General features: G+C 70.0%; 13 protein-coding genes. 2 read left to right on the top strand and 11 right to left on the bottom strand.

What is annotated here, in order from left to right; translation table 11 throughout:
• Positions 1 to 91: 91 nt before the first annotated feature.
• The 10 genes from AB1578_15120 to AB1578_15075 all read right to left on the bottom strand — a co-directional run bounded on the left by AB1578_15120 (position 92) and on the right by AB1578_15075 (position 12,802).
• A complete protein-coding gene (locus AB1578_15120; GenBank protein ID MEW6489237.1) occupies positions 92 to 634 on the bottom strand; it encodes a 4Fe-4S dicluster domain-containing protein in 543 nt (180 codons plus the stop codon).
• A 69-nt stretch (positions 635 to 703) separates the two neighbouring features.
• Positions 704 to 1,711, bottom strand: a complete 1,008-nt coding sequence (locus AB1578_15115) for a 4Fe-4S dicluster domain-containing protein (protein MEW6489236.1) — start codon at positions 1,709 to 1,711, stop codon at positions 704 to 706.
• A gap of 42 nt (positions 1,712 to 1,753) precedes the next feature.
• Entirely contained in the window at positions 1,754 to 2,218 is a 465-nt protein-coding gene (locus tag AB1578_15110; protein ID MEW6489235.1) for a hydrogenase iron-sulfur subunit, read from the bottom strand.
• 184 nt (positions 2,219 to 2,402) lie between these two features.
• Complete coding sequence (locus AB1578_15105) at positions 2,403 to 6,737, bottom strand: NAD(P)-binding protein (GenBank protein MEW6489234.1); 4,335 nt, start codon at positions 6,735 to 6,737, stop codon at positions 2,403 to 2,405.
• 354 nt (positions 6,738 to 7,091) lie between these two features.
• Complete coding sequence (locus tag AB1578_15100; GenBank protein ID MEW6489233.1) at positions 7,092 to 7,328, bottom strand: hypothetical protein; 237 nt, start codon at positions 7,326 to 7,328, stop codon at positions 7,092 to 7,094.
• On the bottom strand, positions 7,325 to 8,452 hold the full coding sequence (locus tag AB1578_15095; protein ID MEW6489232.1) for an NADH:flavin oxidoreductase: 1,128 nt from the start codon (positions 8,450 to 8,452) through the stop codon (positions 7,325 to 7,327). The genes AB1578_15100 and AB1578_15095 overlap by 4 nt, the downstream gene beginning before the upstream one ends.
• 24 nt (positions 8,453 to 8,476) lie before the next feature.
• Positions 8,477 to 8,965, bottom strand: a complete 489-nt coding sequence (locus AB1578_15090; GenBank protein ID MEW6489231.1) for a PaaI family thioesterase — start codon at positions 8,963 to 8,965, stop codon at positions 8,477 to 8,479.
• Entirely contained in the window at positions 8,962 to 9,975 is a 1,014-nt protein-coding gene (locus tag AB1578_15085) for a class I SAM-dependent methyltransferase (GenBank protein ID MEW6489230.1), read from the bottom strand. Before AB1578_15085 ends, AB1578_15090 begins: the two co-directional genes overlap by 4 nt.
• Before the next feature lie 80 nt (positions 9,976 to 10,055).
• Positions 10,056 to 12,038, bottom strand: coding sequence for an acetate--CoA ligase (gene acs / locus AB1578_15080; protein MEW6489229.1), 1,983 nt, complete (start codon positions 12,036 to 12,038; stop codon positions 10,056 to 10,058).
• A 428-nt stretch (positions 12,039 to 12,466) separates the two neighbouring features.
• Positions 12,467 to 12,802 (bottom strand): hypothetical protein, encoded by a 336-nt coding sequence (locus AB1578_15075; GenBank protein ID MEW6489228.1) that lies wholly within the window; start codon positions 12,800 to 12,802, stop codon positions 12,467 to 12,469.
• Positions 12,803 to 13,002: 200 nt separating this feature from the next.
• Between AB1578_15075 and AB1578_15070 the strand changes: the two genes are divergently transcribed.
• Both AB1578_15070 and AB1578_15065 read left to right on the top strand, forming a co-directional pair.
• A complete protein-coding gene (locus AB1578_15070) occupies positions 13,003 to 14,343 on the top strand; it encodes a DEAD/DEAH box helicase (protein ID MEW6489227.1) in 1,341 nt (446 codons plus the stop codon).
• Positions 14,344 to 14,358: 15 nt separating this feature from the next.
• Positions 14,359 to 15,036 (top strand): spermidine synthase, encoded by a 678-nt coding sequence (locus AB1578_15065; GenBank protein ID MEW6489226.1) that lies wholly within the window; start codon positions 14,359 to 14,361, stop codon positions 15,034 to 15,036.
• Positions 15,037 to 15,038: 2 nt separating this feature from the next.
• Here the strand turns inward: AB1578_15065 and AB1578_15060 are convergent.
• Positions 15,039 to 15,485 (bottom strand): response regulator (locus tag AB1578_15060; protein ID MEW6489225.1); only part of this gene is annotated, 447 nt, incomplete at its 5' end.

The raw sequence follows: 15,485 nt of genomic DNA, 5'->3' as shown, positions 1-15,485 counted from the left end.
TCCCCCCCCTGCCGAAGGGTGGGGTTTTACCCCCCCCCGTTTACGGCGCCCCATCCATGGGGCGCGCGCAAGCTGCCCTTTCGGCAGCCTGCTAGTGTGCCCCGTTGCCGCCCTTCTTTGCGTGGTCGAAGAGCCTGCGCACTTCCTTCTTTCCCTCGACCCTGGGGCCGAGGAGGGGCAGCCGGCCCTTGGCGAACATCGACAAGCCGATGCCCACGTCGGAGAAGAGGTCGCCGCTCTTGAGCTTGTAGGCGCACACCATGAGGGCCTCGTGGATGCGGCCGCCCTTCTCGATGCTGTCGAGGAACGCCTCGTGGAACGCCACCACCCTCTTCTCCGCCACCCGCACGCCGCTCTCCAGGGCCATCTGCCGCAGCACGTCGAACATACGGGCGATGTCCACCTCGTTGGGGCAGCGCATGGTGCACGTCTCGCACGACACGCAAAGCCAGATGGCCGAGCTCTCCAGCACCTCGCGGCGCTTGCCCTGCTGCACCATCCGCACCACGCCGTTGGGCTTGTAGTCCATCGCCACGGCCATGGGGCACCCCGCGGTGCACTTGCGGCAGTGGAAGCACCTCTGGAGGGGCGCCCCCTTGACCTGGGCGTTCACGTCTTCGAGGAAAGTCGCCATTTCATGCCTCGTCGCAAGCCCGGCAGGGGGCTAGATCCTGATGATTCACCGCCAAGACCCGCAGATCGCCTACGGGCTGTAGATGAACTCCTCGGGGTCGTCTTCCTTGGCCTCGGCCAGCACTGCCGGCTCGTCGGGGGAGAGGCCGGCGCGGCGGCCGAACAGGTCGAGCACGTCCTTGTCGAGCTTCTTCAAGTACCGGCGCAGGTCCACCCCCATGGGGCACACGGCCGAGCAGGTGCCGCAGTCCACGCACCGGCCGGCCATGTGGTACAGGCGCATGAACTGGAACACCTGCACGTCGGACCCCGACTGGCCGATGCCCACCCACTGGGGCTGGCTCTGCTCGGCAAAGCACACCCGGCAGTAGCACGAGGGGCAGGCGTTGCGGCAGGCGTTGCACCGCATGCACTTGGCCATCTCGGCGGCAAACCCCTGCCAGCGCTCGTCGGCCGAGAGCTTCTGGACGGCCTCGACGGGGGCGAACTCCCGTCCGGCGTCGTGGGACGGGGCCGGCTCACCCAGCATCACGTCGGAGAAGACCGGGTTGTTGAAGGCGCAGGAGGCGCAGCTCTCGGCCAAGAGGTCGGCGGTGGCCAGCTCCCGAATGCCCGCCGCGGTCTCCACCTTGACGGTCCCGTTTCCGAAGGCGCCGCCCGCGAGCTCCTCGGCGCCGGCCGCCGCGAGGAGCTTTCGCCGGTCCACCGCGCCGGTACACGGCACGCCCAGCACCACCACCTCGTCGCGCTCGTACTGGCGCTCGTTGAGGTGGATCGCAAGCGACCGGGTGGTGCACCCCGGGGCCACCACGGCCACGACCTTCCTCTTCCGGTCCTGGGGCTTGAGCCGCTTCTGGCTCTCCCGGTGGGCCATCACCTGGTCGTGGACGTACTTGGCCAGGTTCTGGCCGCAGGCGGGGTTCCATACCAGGCGCTGGGCGTCCTCGGGGGTGGTGATGAACACCGGCGCCGCCGTCAGGGGCAGGGTGCCCTCTTCGAAGCCCACCACCACCTGGGCTCGCCCTTCGGCCAGAACCCGGGCCGCCTCTTCTCGCATCGTCGCTTGGATCGTTTCCACGTCTCGAACCTCTCGGATCCTCGTCCCCGGAGGGGGAAGGGATCAGACGACAGCGGTCACCGGCTCCCCCACCTGTTTCACCAGCCGGGTGCCGGGGCCGAGTTTCTTCACCTTGTCGGTCACGCCCCTGATGACCTGGGCGAACCGGTCCCCCTCGGAGGCCGACACCCAGGTGAACGTGGTCCGGTCGGCCTCGACCCCCACGTACTCGAGGAAGCTCTTGAGCAGGGCGAACTTGCGCCGGGCCGAGAGGTTCCCGGTGAGGTAGTGGCACTCCCCCGGGTGGCACCCCGAGATCAGCACCCCGTCGGCCCCCTCCTGGAGGGCCTTGACCACATAGAAGGGGTTGATCCGTCCGGTGCAGGGCACCCGGACGATCCGCACGTTGGGCGGGTACTGGATGCGGCTGATCCCCGCGAGGTCTGCCCCCGCATACGTGCACCAGGTGCAGACGATCGCCAGGATCTTGGGCTCCCAGGCTTCGGTCGCTACGGCTGCTTCGGCCATTCCGGCGTTCCTCGATGGTGGTTGTTCGCGGCCAGGGCCGCTCCTACGCCCCCCTAAGAAAAAACAAGTACGGGACAGGATAACAGGATGAACAGGATTAGAACTTCCTTGCAACCGGCAAAGGCTTCGAACAACCAAAAACCCATCCTGTCCATCCTGTTATCCTGTCAAAATGTCCTTCCCTTTACATCGCCCCAATCTGGGCGAGGATCTCTTCATTGTTGAAGCCGTTCAAGTCCGCGGCGTTCATGCGGCAGGACGAGGTGCACACGCCGCAGCCCTTGCAGAGCACGGTATTGACCACGGCGGCGCCCTCCACGGGGTCGACCGCGATGGCGCTGTAGGGGCAGTTGATCTCGCACAGCCCGCAGGCCATGCAGCGCTCCTTGATGACGTAGGCGGTCTTGCCCTCGCCCTCCACGAAGGGCAGGGTCAGGACCGTGGCCGCCCGGGAAACCGCGGCGTTGGCCTGGGTGACGCTCTCGTCGCTCATCTTGGGCGAGTGGGCCAGCCCGCACACGAACACGCCGTCGGTGGCGAAGTCCACGGGCCGCAGCTTCACGTGGGCCTCCAGGAAGAAGCCGTCCTGGTTCGTGGGCACCTTGAGCATCTTGCCGATGTCGGCGTTCTGGGGGTTGGGGGCCGTGCCCACGCTCAGGACCACCAGGTCGGCCGGCAGGTGCACGGGCTGGTTCAGGACCGGGTCGAAGGCCCGCACCGCCACCCCCTGGCCGTCCCGGGCGAACACCTCGGGCCGGCGCTCCTCGTCGTAGCGCACGAACTGGATGCCCAGCTCCCGGGCCTCGCGGTAGAAGTCTTCCTTGAGGCCATAGGTGCGCACGTCGCGGTAGAGGATGGTGATCTCCCGGGAGGGGTCGGCTTTCTTGAGCCGGAGCGCGTTCTTGATGGCCTCGCTGCAGCAGTACCGGCTGCAGTAGGGGTGCTCGGCGGTGCGGGAGCCCACGCACTGGATCATCACCACCCGCTTCATGTCTTCGAGCCGCGGGTCGTCCCCCGCGATGGCGCCCTCGAGCTCCCGCTGGGTCACCACCCGCTGGGACTGCCCGTACAGGTACTCCGCGGTCTCCATCTCCTGGCCGCCGGTGGCTACGATCACCACGCCGTGGGCGAACTCCCGGTCGCCGTCGGGGGTGGCCACGGTGGTCTTGTAGTTTCCGACGAAGCCGTCGATCGTGGCGGCCCGGGACCCGGTGTAGACGGTGATCCGGGAGCTCGCGGCCACCTTGTCCAGGAGCTTTTGCAGGTGCTTCTGGGTGTCGAAGCCCTCCAGGGTGTAGTGGAGGTGGCGGTAGTTGCCGCCGAGCTCCGGCTCCCTCTCCACGATGCACGCGTCGAAGCCCTGGTCGGCGAGCGTCAGGGCCGCGGTGATGCCCGCGAGCCCCCCGCCCAGGATGAGGGCCGCCGGGGTTACGGGGAGCTGGCCGGGCTTCAGGGGCTTGAGGAACGCCGACTTGGCCACGGCCATCCGGACGAGATCCTTGGCCTTCTCGGTGGCGGCCTCGGGCTCGTGCATGTGGACCCAGGACCCCTGGTCCCGGATGTTGGCCATCTCGAAGAGGTAGGGGTTCAAGCCCGCCTTTTCTAGATTTTCCTGGAAGAGGCCCTCGTGGGTCCGGGGCGAGCACGAGGCCACCACCACCCGGGTGAGGTCGTGCTCGTGGATGGCCTCGGCCATCTTGACCGCCGAGTCCTGGGAGCAGGTGAAGAGGTTGTCGGTCACGTAGGCCACGTTGGGCAGGCCCTTGGCGTACTCGGCCACCCCGGGCACGTCCACCACGCCGCCGATGTTGATGCCGCAGTGGCACACGAACACCCCGACCCGGGGGCCGGTGCCCCGCAGGTCCTTTTCCGCCGGAAGCTCCTCCTCGGCCACGAGGGTCCCCCGCTGGCTGGCCAGGAGGCCCTGGGCGCAGGCGGCGGCGCCGCTCGCCTCCATGACCGTCTCGGGGATGTCCTTGGGGCCACCGAAGGCGCCGCACACGTACACCCCGGAGCGGGAGGTCTCCACCGGGTTTTCCAGCGACGTCTTGCAGAAGCCCTGCTCCGTGAGCTCGATCCCCAGGGCCCGGGCCAGGGGGGCCGCCTCCTTCGGGGGCGTGAGGCCCACCGAGAGGACCACCATCTCGAACTCCTCCTCCACCGCGGTGCCGTCCTCCTGGACGTAGGTGAGGAGCAGGTTCTTCGACTTCTGGAGCTCCTTGAGGGTCGAGGGGATCGACCGGACGTAGCGGATGCCGTACTCCTTCTTCGCCCGCTCCACGAACCGGTCGAAGTCCTTGCCGTGGGCCCGGATGTCCATGAAGAAGATCGTGGGCTCCAGCCCCTTGGCGTGCTCCTTGCCGATGATCGCCTCCTTGGTGGCGTACATGCAGCACACCGAGGAGCACCAGCCGTTGCCGCACCGCACGTCGCGGGAGCCCACGCACTGGATGAAGGCGACCTTCTTGGGCTCGGCGCCGTCCGAGATGCGCTGGACGTGGCCGAAGAAGGGGCCCGACGCCGAGAGGATCCGCTCGAACTGGAGACTGGTGACCACGTTGGGGTACACCCCGTACCCGTACTCGCCCAGCGCCGCAGCGTCGAAGGGCTCGAAGCCCGGGGCCGCGATCACGGCGCCCACCTCGAGCTCCCGCACCCGGGCCGCGTCGTCGTGGGCCACGGCCTTGGCCACGCAGGCCTCTACGCACTGGTAGCACTCGGAGCAGATCCCGCAGGAGAGGCACCGCTGGGCCTCGGCCCGGGCCTGGGCCTCGGTGAGGGGGCCGATCACCTCCCGAAAGTGGGTGGCCCGCTCGGCGGGGGGCAGGTGGGGCATGGGGACCCGTGCAGCCCTGGGGACCGCGCTCGTGTCGCCCGGATCGGCCAGGTTCTCCTCCCAGTTGCGGGCCCGGCCGGCGGCCAGGTCCTCGCCCCGGAGGTAGCGGTCGATGGAGATCGCGGCCTCCTTGCCGGCGTTCACGGCCTTTACCACCGTGGCCGGGCCGGTCACCGCGTCGCCCCCGGCGAAGACCCCCGGCAGGCTGGTGGCAAACGTCACGGGGTCGGCGTCGATGTTGTTCCAGCGGTTGACCAGGGCGCCGCTGCCGTTGGCGAGGAAGGAGAGGTCGCACTGCTGGCCGATGGCCGGCACCACCGCGTCCACTTCGAGGACGAACTCCGAGCCCTTCACCGGCACCGGCCGACGGCGGCCCGAGGCGTCGGGCTCCCCGAGCTCCATGCGCAGGCACTCGATGGCCGCGACCTTCCCGTTGTCGCCGATGACCCGCACCGGGGCCACCAGGAACTCCATCCGCACGCCCTCGTCCAGGGCCTCCTCGATCTCCTCCGGGGAAGCCGGCATCTCGGCCCGGGTGCGGCGGTAGAGGCAGAAGACCTCCTTCGACCCGGTGCGCAGCGCCGTGCGCACCGCGTCCATGGCCACGTTGCCTCCGCCTACGACGGCGACCCGGTTGCCCAGGAAGACCTTCTCGCCCAGGTTCACGCGTTTCAGGTAGTCCACCCCGTGGACCACCCCTTCCAGGTCCTCGCCGGGCACGTCGAGCCGGGCGCTCTTCTGGGCGCCCACGGCCACGAAGACGGCGTCGTAGTCGCGGCGCAGGTCTGCGAAGGGAACATCCCTGCCCACGGCGGTGTTGAGGCGGATGTCGACCCCGAGGTCCCGGATCACCTGGATCTCGGCCCCCAGCACGTCCCGGGGGAGCCGGTACTCGGGAATCCCGGCCCACATCCAGCCCCCCGCCACGGGAAGGGCCTCGAAGACCGTGACGTCGTACCCCTCGGCCGCCAGGAAATAGGCCGCCGTGAGTCCGCCGGGGCCGGCGCCCACGATCGCGACCTTCTTCCCCTTCTTCTCCTTCGCCTCGGGCACGTAGCGGGTCTCGGCCTGGAGGTCGAGGTCGGCCACGAAGCGCTTGAGGTGCATGATGTCGATGGGCTCGTCCACCCCGGCGCGCTTGCAGGCCCCCTCACAGGGGTGGTTGCAGACCCGCCCGCACACCGACGGGAAGGGGTTCTCCTGCTTGACGAGCTTCAGGGCCTCGGCGAACTTGCCCTGGGCGATGAGCGCCACGTACCCCTGGACGCTGATGTGGGTGGGGCAGGCGGCCTTGCAGGGCGAGGTGCCCCGCTTCTCGATGGCGAAGGCGGCGGGGATGGCCTGGGGAAAGTGGCGGTAGGCCGCGGTGCGCTGGGAGAGGCCGCCGTTGAACGCGTCGGGCCGCGGCACCGGGCAGACCTTGGCGCAGTCGCCGCAGCCGGTGCACTTGTCCAGGTCGATGTACCGGGGGGCCTGGCTGAGCCGGACGGTGAACCGGCCCGCCGAGCCCTCCACCGCCTCCACCGTGGACTGGGTCAGGATCTCCACGTTGGGGTGGCGGCCCACCTCCACGAGCTTCGGCGAGAGGATGCAGGCCGAGCAGTCGTTGGTGGGGAAGGTCTTGTCGAGCTGGGCCATGACCCCGCCGATGGAGATCCCCTTCTCCACCAGATAAACCTTCATCCCGGAGTTCGCGAGATCCAGGGACGCCTGGATGCCCGCGATCCCCGACCCCACCACCATTACGGACCCTACGCTTTGGCCATTGGTCGACACGGATCGGTCCCTCGATGCTGGCGCGGGCCCGGCTCTCTGCCCCGGGCTCACGTGAAACTTGCCACTATTTGGATCCGCCACCCGGTCTCCTTAAACCCTCGGAGCGGGGTGCGGCAAACAGGCCTGCTTTTGTACGTCTTTTCACCGGAAGACGTCAAGGCCTGCTTTGCACAAAATTCCATCACAGAGAGCCCCCCATCCGGGAATGGAGGGGACCAGGGAGGGCAGCAGCTTTGCGACTCGCGACGGGGGGCGGCTTTCTCAAGGGCCGCGTGCGGGCCGGATCGTCTTCTTGCCGAGCACGTCGCCGCAGCCAGCGCAGTGGTAGGTATGGAGCTCGCCCTCGGGCAGGACGAGCAAGAGTCGCGGCCGCACGGGCATGGCCCGGCCGCACCCGGGACAGTAGAGCTCGGTGGCGTTGAACTGCTCGAACTGGGGTCTCGGCCCTGCCGAGCGGCGCCCCCGCTCCGGCGCTTCCGCGCACCCCTGGCCCTTCACCGGGTTCCTACGCCCAGCTCACTTTCGAGTTTCTCCCGCACCACGCAGCGCACGCCGCGCCCCTCCCGCCCCGGGGCGAAGCAGCCGTTGCAGCTGATGCACCGGGCGGGGGTACGGTCGCCGGCGGCCCAACGGGCCGGCAGATCCGGCTCCCACAAGAGGGGGCGGGCCAGACTGAAGAAGTCGGCTACCCCCTCGAAGAGGAGGTTCTCGAGGGTTTCGGGTGACCGGAGTCCGCCCACCACCCCCACCGGCACGGTGACCCGGCGCTTTACTCCCGACGCCAGGTCCCGAAAGTAGGCCTCCTGCTCCGGGGCGTCCACCCGGCGGACGGGTCCCAGGTCTCCGGAGGCGGCCGTCCCGCCGCTCACCTCGATCAAGCACGGGGCGCGCAGGGCAGTCCACTCGGCGACCCGGGCCGCGTCCTCGGCCTCGAGCCCCCCGGGCAGGAAGTCGGCGCCGTTGAGCTTGACGGCCACGGGGTAGTCCGGGCCGGCCGCCCCCTGCACGGCGGCCCATACCTCCTGAAGGAAACGGAACCGCTGGCGCAGGTCGCCCCCGTAGCGGTCGGTGCGCAGGTTCGTGAGGGGGGAGAGGAACTGGTTGACGAGGTACCCGTGGGCCGCGTGGAGCTGTACGAAGTCGAAGCCGGCCTCCCGGGCGCGCCGGGCCGCGCGGCCAAAGTCGGCCACGATGCGGGCAATCTCCTCGAAGGAGAGCTCCCGGGGCACCTGCGGATACTGCACGGCGGGGGTGAACGAGGGCGCCACCGGGTCGCGACCCCCGATCCACTCGGCCCGGGTCTGGCCCCCGGCGTGCACGAGCTGGAGACCCGCCAGGGCGCCCCGCGCCCGGATGGCCGCGGCCAGCCGCGCCAGACCCGGCACGAACCGGTCCTCGTGGGCACCGAGCATCCGGGGCATCTGGCGCCCCTCGGGGCTCACCGAGGCGTAGCCGGTGACGATCACCCCCGCGCCGCCCCGGCCGAGCTCCGCGTAGCGCTCCACGAGCGCGTCGGTCACGCCCCCCTGGGGGTCCGCCAGCCCGAGCCAGGTGGCCGAGCGCACGATCCGGTTGGACGCTACCAGGGGACCCAGCTCGGCGCTCTCGAAGATGCTGTACATGGGTTCTCCGGCGCCGACGGCGCGTCAGGGTCCCTTGCCGACGCCAAAGGACGGGCCGGCCTCCGATCCGGGTTCCCCCCGGGCTACGCGGAAACGCGAGCGGAAGGTGGCGGCCAGGGTGCCGTCTTCGGCATACACCTGGGCTTCCCCCTCGAGATCGCGCCCCTCGAACCGCACGACCCGGGCCCGGGCCTCGACCACTCCCCGCCGCACCGGGGCCCGGAACGACGTGGTCATCTCGACCGTGGCGAAGCGGGTCCCCTCGGGGAGCAGGCTCTTGATGGCCATGGCCACCGCAGTGTCCGCCAGCGTGGTGAGGGCGCCCCCGTGGAGGAGCCCTCCCCCCTGGGCGAGCTTCACCCGGAAGGGCATCCGCAGCACTGAGCGGCCTTCGGCGGCTTCGGCGATCTCGAGCCCGCACAGCGCCTCAAAGGGCGCAGGGGCGATCCAGGCCGGCAGCTTGAACTGGGGCTCGGGGCTATCGGGATCGCGCAGCTCCTCCCACCGGGTCACGACAGCTCCTCTTTGCGTCGAGTGAGCAGCAGGCCCTGGTATTCTGCCACATGGTGGTAGAACTCGCGAAAGACCTCCGCCGCCTCGCTCTGGGTGTTGGGAACGCGCACCAGGGACCGGGCACCGGGGTCGGTGCGCAGGCCCAGGAGGTCCATCAGGTGGAACCGCTCCACCCGGTACCCCAGCCGGCGCGCCACCCGTGCGAGCTGGCTGAAGCGGATGGAGTACTCGTCGTGGCCCTTGAGGGCGATCCGCCTCGGGAAGCCGTCGGAAGGGGGGAGCTCCACTAGCTCCCGGTAGCGCTCGGGAACCACGGTGTCGGAGCCGTGCTCGGTGAGGAAGACGGCCCGGGCCCGGGGGGCCAGGGCCTCCAGGTACTCCACCGCCCCCACGTTGAAGGCGAAGTTCTCGGGGGCCAGCGCTACATCGTCCTCCAGGCCGTAGGTGCGCACGAGCTCGGCCGCGCGGCCCACGGGGTCGGCGGAGCGGTCGGGGGCGTACGTGGGCAGCCGCGCCCGGCGCAGCACCTCGTCGCGGGGCAGGCCCGCGTAGGTCGGCAGGTCCCCGAGGTTCTCGTTGCTGATCAAGAGGTCGATGGGCTCTCGCGACGCCCGGAGGTACGCTACCGCGTCCGCCACCACATACCTCACCCCGGGCCGGTCCCCCAAGGCCTCTCGCTGCACGCGAGAAAAGTGGGGGCTGAGGTCCACCATCGAGAGCTCGCGGACGTCGGCAGACCCGAGAAACGCCGCCATGAGGCTCCCCGTCCCGCCGCCCACTTCCACCACCGCCCCGAAGGTCCGGGTCCCCAGGCGCGCCGCCAGGAACTCCGCCACCGCCGCTCCGCAGCGGCGCGGCTTCTCCAGCGCCGCCAGGTACGGGCTGTCCCGGTCCGCCAGGCACTGGCACACCGTCATCTCCCAGAAGAGGCTCGGGGCTTCCGGTCCGGCGTAGTAGGCTCCCGGGTCGTTGACCCGCACGGCCTCCCCCTGCGGCGATGCGCGATCCATGGCGCGTCCTTCCCTCCATACACAAGCCAAGGGGCCGGCCCTCGCGAGCCGGCCCCTCCGGACGTCTGCTCCGGGTACGCCTACCCCTTGTTCAGGCGGTTCTCGGCCAGGAGGTCAACCACTCCCGGGTCCAGGAGCGTGGAAGTGTCTCCGAAGCCGTCCTTCACCTCGTTGGCCGCGATCTTCCGGAGGATGCGGCGCATGATCTTGCCCGACCGGGTCTTGGGCAGGCCCGGGGCGAACTGGATGTGGTCGGGGGTCGCGATGGGGCCGATCTCCTTGCGCACCAGCGCCAGGAGCTCCTTCTTGAGGGCGTCGCTGCCCTCCACCCCGGCGTTCGGGGTGACGTAGGCGTAGATGCCCTGTCCCTTGATCTCGTGGGGGAAGCCCACCACGGCGGCCTCGGCCACCTGGGGGTGGAGCACCAGCGCGCTCTCCACCTCGGCGGTGCCCATGCGGTGCCCCGAGACGTTGATGACGTCGTCGATGCGGCCGGTGATCTGGTAGTCGCCGTCCTTGTCCCGGTTGGAGCCGTCGCCGGTGAAGTAGTAGCCGTCGTACTGCACGAAGTAGGTCTGGCGGAAGCGATCCGGGTCGCCATACACGCCCCGCATCAGCCCCGGCCAGGGCCGCTTGATGCACAGGGCGCCGCTGGCCACGCCGTCGAGCCGGGTTCCCTTCTCGGGATCGACGATCACCGGTTCCAGCCCGAAGAACGGCGTCGTCGCCTTGCCGGGCTTCATGTCGATGGCCCCCGGGAGCCCGGTGATGAGGATGCCCCCGGTCTCGGTCTGCCACCAGGTATCGACGATGGGGCACTTGGAGCGGCCGGGCTTCTCGTAATACCAGCGCCAGGCCTCGGGGTTGATGGGCTCGCCCACCGTGCCCAGGAGCCGCAGGGAGTCGAGCTTCCCGAGCCGGCTCTCCACGAACTGGTCGCCGGCCGCCGCGATGGCCCGGATGGCGGTGGGGGCCGTGTAGAGCACGTTGACCTTGTGCTTGCCCACGATGTCCCAGTACCGGCCCGCGTCCGGGTAGTTGGGTACGCCCTCGAACATCATGGTGATGGCGCCGTTGCACAGCGGCCCGTACACGATGTAGCTGTGACCCGTCACCCACCCGATGTCGGCGGCGCAGAAGTAGATGTCGCCGTCGTGGTAGTCGAAGACGAGCTTGTGGGTGTAGGAGGTGTACACCAGGTACCCGCCCGTGGTGTGCATCACGCCCTTGGGCTTGCCGGTGGAACCCGAGGTGTAGAGGATGAAGAGCGGGTCCTCCGCGTCCATCTCTTCACAGGCGCACTGGTTGGATTGTTTCGGGAGCTCGTCCTCCCACCAGAAGTCGCGGCCGGCCTTCATCTCGGACTTGACCTTGTCGGCCCCCACCCGCCGCACCACCACGCAGGTCTTGATCGTGGGGCAGTTGGACATGGCGTCGTCGGCCTGGGCCTTCTGGTTGACGAGCTTGGCGCCCCGGTAGAAGCCGTCGCAGGTGATGAGGAAGTTCGACGCGCAGTCCTGGATGCGATCCTTGAGGGCGTCGGCCGAGAACCCGCCGAACACCACCGAGTGGACCGCGCCGATGCGGGCGCAGGCGAGCATGGCCACCGCGAGCTCCGGGACCATGGGAAGGTACATGGAGACCCGGTCACCCTTCTTGACCCCCCGGCTCTTGAGAAAGTTGGCGAAGCGGCACACCTGGTCGTGGAGCTCCCGGTAGGTGAGCTTGCGGTCCTCGGTGGGCTCGTTGCCCTCCCACAGGATGGCGGTCTGGCTGCCGCGCTTCTCCAGGTGGCGGTCCAGGCAGTTGTAGCTCAGGTTGAGCTTCCCCCCGATGAACCACTTCAGATAGACCTCGTCCTTGGAGAACTTCCAATCCTGAACCCTGTCCCACTTCTTGATCCAGGTGACCTGCTCCTCGGCGACCTTGGCCCAGAACCCGTCGTTGTTCTCGACGGACTCCTTGTAGAGCTTCGCGTACTCCTCGCGGCTCTTGATCCACGCGCGCTTGCGGAAGTGCTCGGGTACCGGATACACGTCTTTGATCCCTGCTGCGTCGGCCATCTCTCCCTCCTTCACACAGGTTGAAAAATCGGGCCTCCCCGCGGAAATGACCGGCACCTTCCCGCGGCCCGGCGGGCGAGCGCCCCAAGTGGACGCCGAGTCTACCGGAGCGAACGGCGGTCGACAACCCCAAAACGACGTTCTGAAGACAGGGCTCTTTGAACCGAAGGCATCCGCATCGAGGCGCGGGGGGCAGACGGAAAGAAAGCCTTCCGGGCCGTCCTCTGGGGATTGCACCATCGGCAAGCTCGGCTACCCGCTGGGGAAAGGCAAGAAGCGCGGGCGGTCCCACGCCGGGCTGCGCCCACGCCGGCACCTGCCGAGGCACTCGGCGGCGCTCAGCGCGTGTTTGAAAACCGCGGGAGAGCCCCGGCGAACCGACACTGGGAGCCCGGGCCCCCCACGGGGCGCGGGTTGCCGTGCGGCGCTCAGGCGTGGCCGCGCCTGCCCTGGCCGGGGGGCGGGGGAAGGATGCCCTGGCCGGGCGGGCAGGTGGCCTCGTAGAGCTCCCGCAAGGCGCGCACGGCCTCGGAGGGGACCCCCGGAAGCCGCCCCCCTTCGAAGACGAGCCAGCTCACGAGGGCTCGGGGGGGCATGCCGAGGGCCGAGCGCTCCACCTGGTCCAGGATCTCAAGGGCGGGAAACGAGAAGAGGCGCTCGACGCCGGCCCGCACCGCCTCGAGCTTCCCGGGGACGTCCCCTTCGGGCCGCTGCATCGCGGCGATGGCCTGGGCCACGTCGTCCCAGGCACGGCGAACGTCCATGGGCTGTCCTCCGGGTGCGAGGTGTGGGCGCTGAATACGGGTGAGTGTACCAGGGCGACCCCCCGGGAACAAATCGGGCTTGCACTCCTGCTGCCTTGCCGGTACCATGCGTCTCCCTTGCCCGTCCCCCTCCCCCTTCGTCCCCGCTTGTACCCCCTGCCGCCCCCATGCCGGCGGCTCTTCCCGAAGAAGGACTCTGCTTGAGCTTTGAAGCGTTTCAGCTCCACCCGCACATCGCGGAGGGAGTGCAGGCCCTGGGCTACGTCTCGCCCACCCCCATCCAGAGAGAATCCATCCCGACCGTCCTCCAGGGCCGCGACGTCCTGGGCCTGGCCCAGACCGGCACGGGAAAGACGGCCGCCTTTGCGCTGCCCATTCTCCAGCGGCTCATGCGGGGCCCCCGGCGCCGGGTACGGGCGCTCGTGGTGGCCCCCACCCGGGAGCTCGCCGAGCAGATCCACGAGTCCTTCGCCGACCTGGGAGGAAGGACCGGGCTTCGCAGCGCCACCGTGTACGGGGGCGTGGGCATGAACCCCCAGGTCCAGAAGCTCAAGGCCGGCGTCGAGATCGTGGTGGCCTGCCCGGGCCGGCTCTTGGACCACCTGGCACAGAAGACCATCGACCTCTCGGGGGTCGAGGTGCTGGTGCTCGATGAAGCCGACCGGATGTTCGATATGGGGTTCCTCCCCGACATCCGCCGCATCCTCAAGTACCTGCCCGCCGCGCGCCAGACGCTGCTTTTCTCGGCCACCATGCCCGACGACATCCGCCGTCTGGTGCGCGAGGTGCTCCGGGAGCCCGTGACCGTGCAGGTGGATCGGGCGACGCCGGCCACCACCGTGGCCCACGCCCTGTACCCCGTGGCCGCGCACCTCAAGACGGCGCTCCTCCTGGAGCTCCTGCGCCACACCGACACCGGGTCGGTGCTCGTCTTCACCCGCACCAAGCACCGGGCCAAGAGGGTGGGCGAGCAACTGGTCAAGGCGGGCTACCGCGCCGCCTCCCTCCAGGGCAATCTCTCCCAGAACCGCCGGCAGGCCGCCCTGGACGGGTTTCGGGACGGTTCCACCCAGATCCTCGTGGCCACCGACATCGCCGCCCGGGGCATCGACGTCTCGAGCATCTCCCACGTGGTCAACTACGACATGCCCGACACGGTGGACGCCTATACGCACCGCATCGGCCGCACCGGGCGCGCCGCGCGCACCGGCGACGCCTTCACCCTGGTGTCGAGCGAGGACGACGGGCTGGTCCGGGCCATCGAGCGGGCCCTGGGCGCCCCCCTCGAGCGCCGCCGCATTCCGGGCTTCGACTACGCCGCGCCGGCCCCCGCCCGCGACACCGAGTTCGCCCGCGGGCCCCGCCCCCCCCGAGGACCCGGCAAGGGCAAGGCGGCAGCGCAGCGCTCCGGGGCCAGAGCCCGCCCCGCGCCCGCTTCGTCCGGCTCCTCCAAACCCGCCGCCTCGTCCCCATCGTCCACCCCTCGGGGAGCCTCCAAGCCCATCATCGCCCGCAGCTTTCGCACCCGCCGCCCCCGCTGACCCGAAGGCAAGGCGGTGTCCCGCCCCTGGCAGACCCTGGACCGGGTGCCCACCGCCGAGGGCACCCTGGAGCTTCGCCGGCGCGGCGACCGGGACCTCCTGATCACCGTGGCCGGCCGGGTGCTGATGAACAGCGTCCACCACCGTTCCGAGACCGCGCTGGGGGCGCTTGCCTGCCAAGGCCTCGCGGGCCGACGAGGCGCCCGGGTGCTCGTGGGGGGTCTGGGCATGGGATTCACCCTGCGCGCCGTGCTCGACGCCGTTGCCGCCGACGCCCGGGTCGTGGTGGCCGAGCTCAACCCTGTCGTGGTCCGCTGGTGTGGGGGGCCGCTGGCCGAGCTGACCGGGGGGGCCGCCCAGGACCCCCGGGTCGAAGTGCGGGTGGGCGACGTGGCAGACGTGATCCGCGACGCCTCGGCCACGGCGTCGGACCGCTTCGACGCCGTGGTCCTGGACCTCTACGAAGGCCCCCATGCGGGCTGCGCGAAGGGCGCCGACCCCCTGTATGGCCGAGGAGCCATCGAACGCACCCGGTCCGCGCTGCGCCCCGGGGGAGTCTTCGCCGTGTGGGGGGAAGCCTACGATGAGGGGTTCGAGAGACGCCTGCGGGCCGCGGGCTTCTCGGTGTCCACCGACCGGCCGGGGCGCGGGGGGCTGCGCCACGTGGTCTACGTGGCCACGGCACCGCGGTAGCCTCAGCCGGCGGAGCCCGGGCCCCCCTCCGGCCCCAGCGCCTGCCGCACCTTCGCCGAGAGCTCCCGCACCGTGAAGGGCTTCTGCAGGAGGCGCACCCCTTCGTCCAGGATCCCCCGGTGGGCGACCAGGTCCGCGGTATAGCCTGAGATGAAGAGGCACCGCAGGCCGCGGCGCATCGCGCCGAGCCGCTCCGCCAGCTCGCGCCCGTTCATTCCCGGCATCACCACATCGGTGATCAGGAGGTGGATCTCGCCCGGGTACGCCTGGGCCGTCCGCAGGGCCTCGGCGGGGGTGGCCGCGGCCAGCACCGTGTAGCCCAGCTCCTCCAGGATCTCCCGGCCCAGCTCCAGGATCGCCTCCTCGTCCTCCACCAGGAGCAGGGTCTCCCAGCCCCGCCCCCCGCCTAACCCCCACCCCCCCCCCCCCCCCCCCCCCCCGGCCCCCCC

This window comes from Thermodesulfobacteriota bacterium (assembly GCA_040756475.1).
Taxonomy (GTDB): Bacteria; Desulfobacterota; Deferrisomatia; order Deferrisomatales; family JACRMM01; genus JBFLZB01.
Note: the sequence above shows the minus strand (reverse complement) of the source record. Positions and strands in the feature narration are given on the sequence as shown.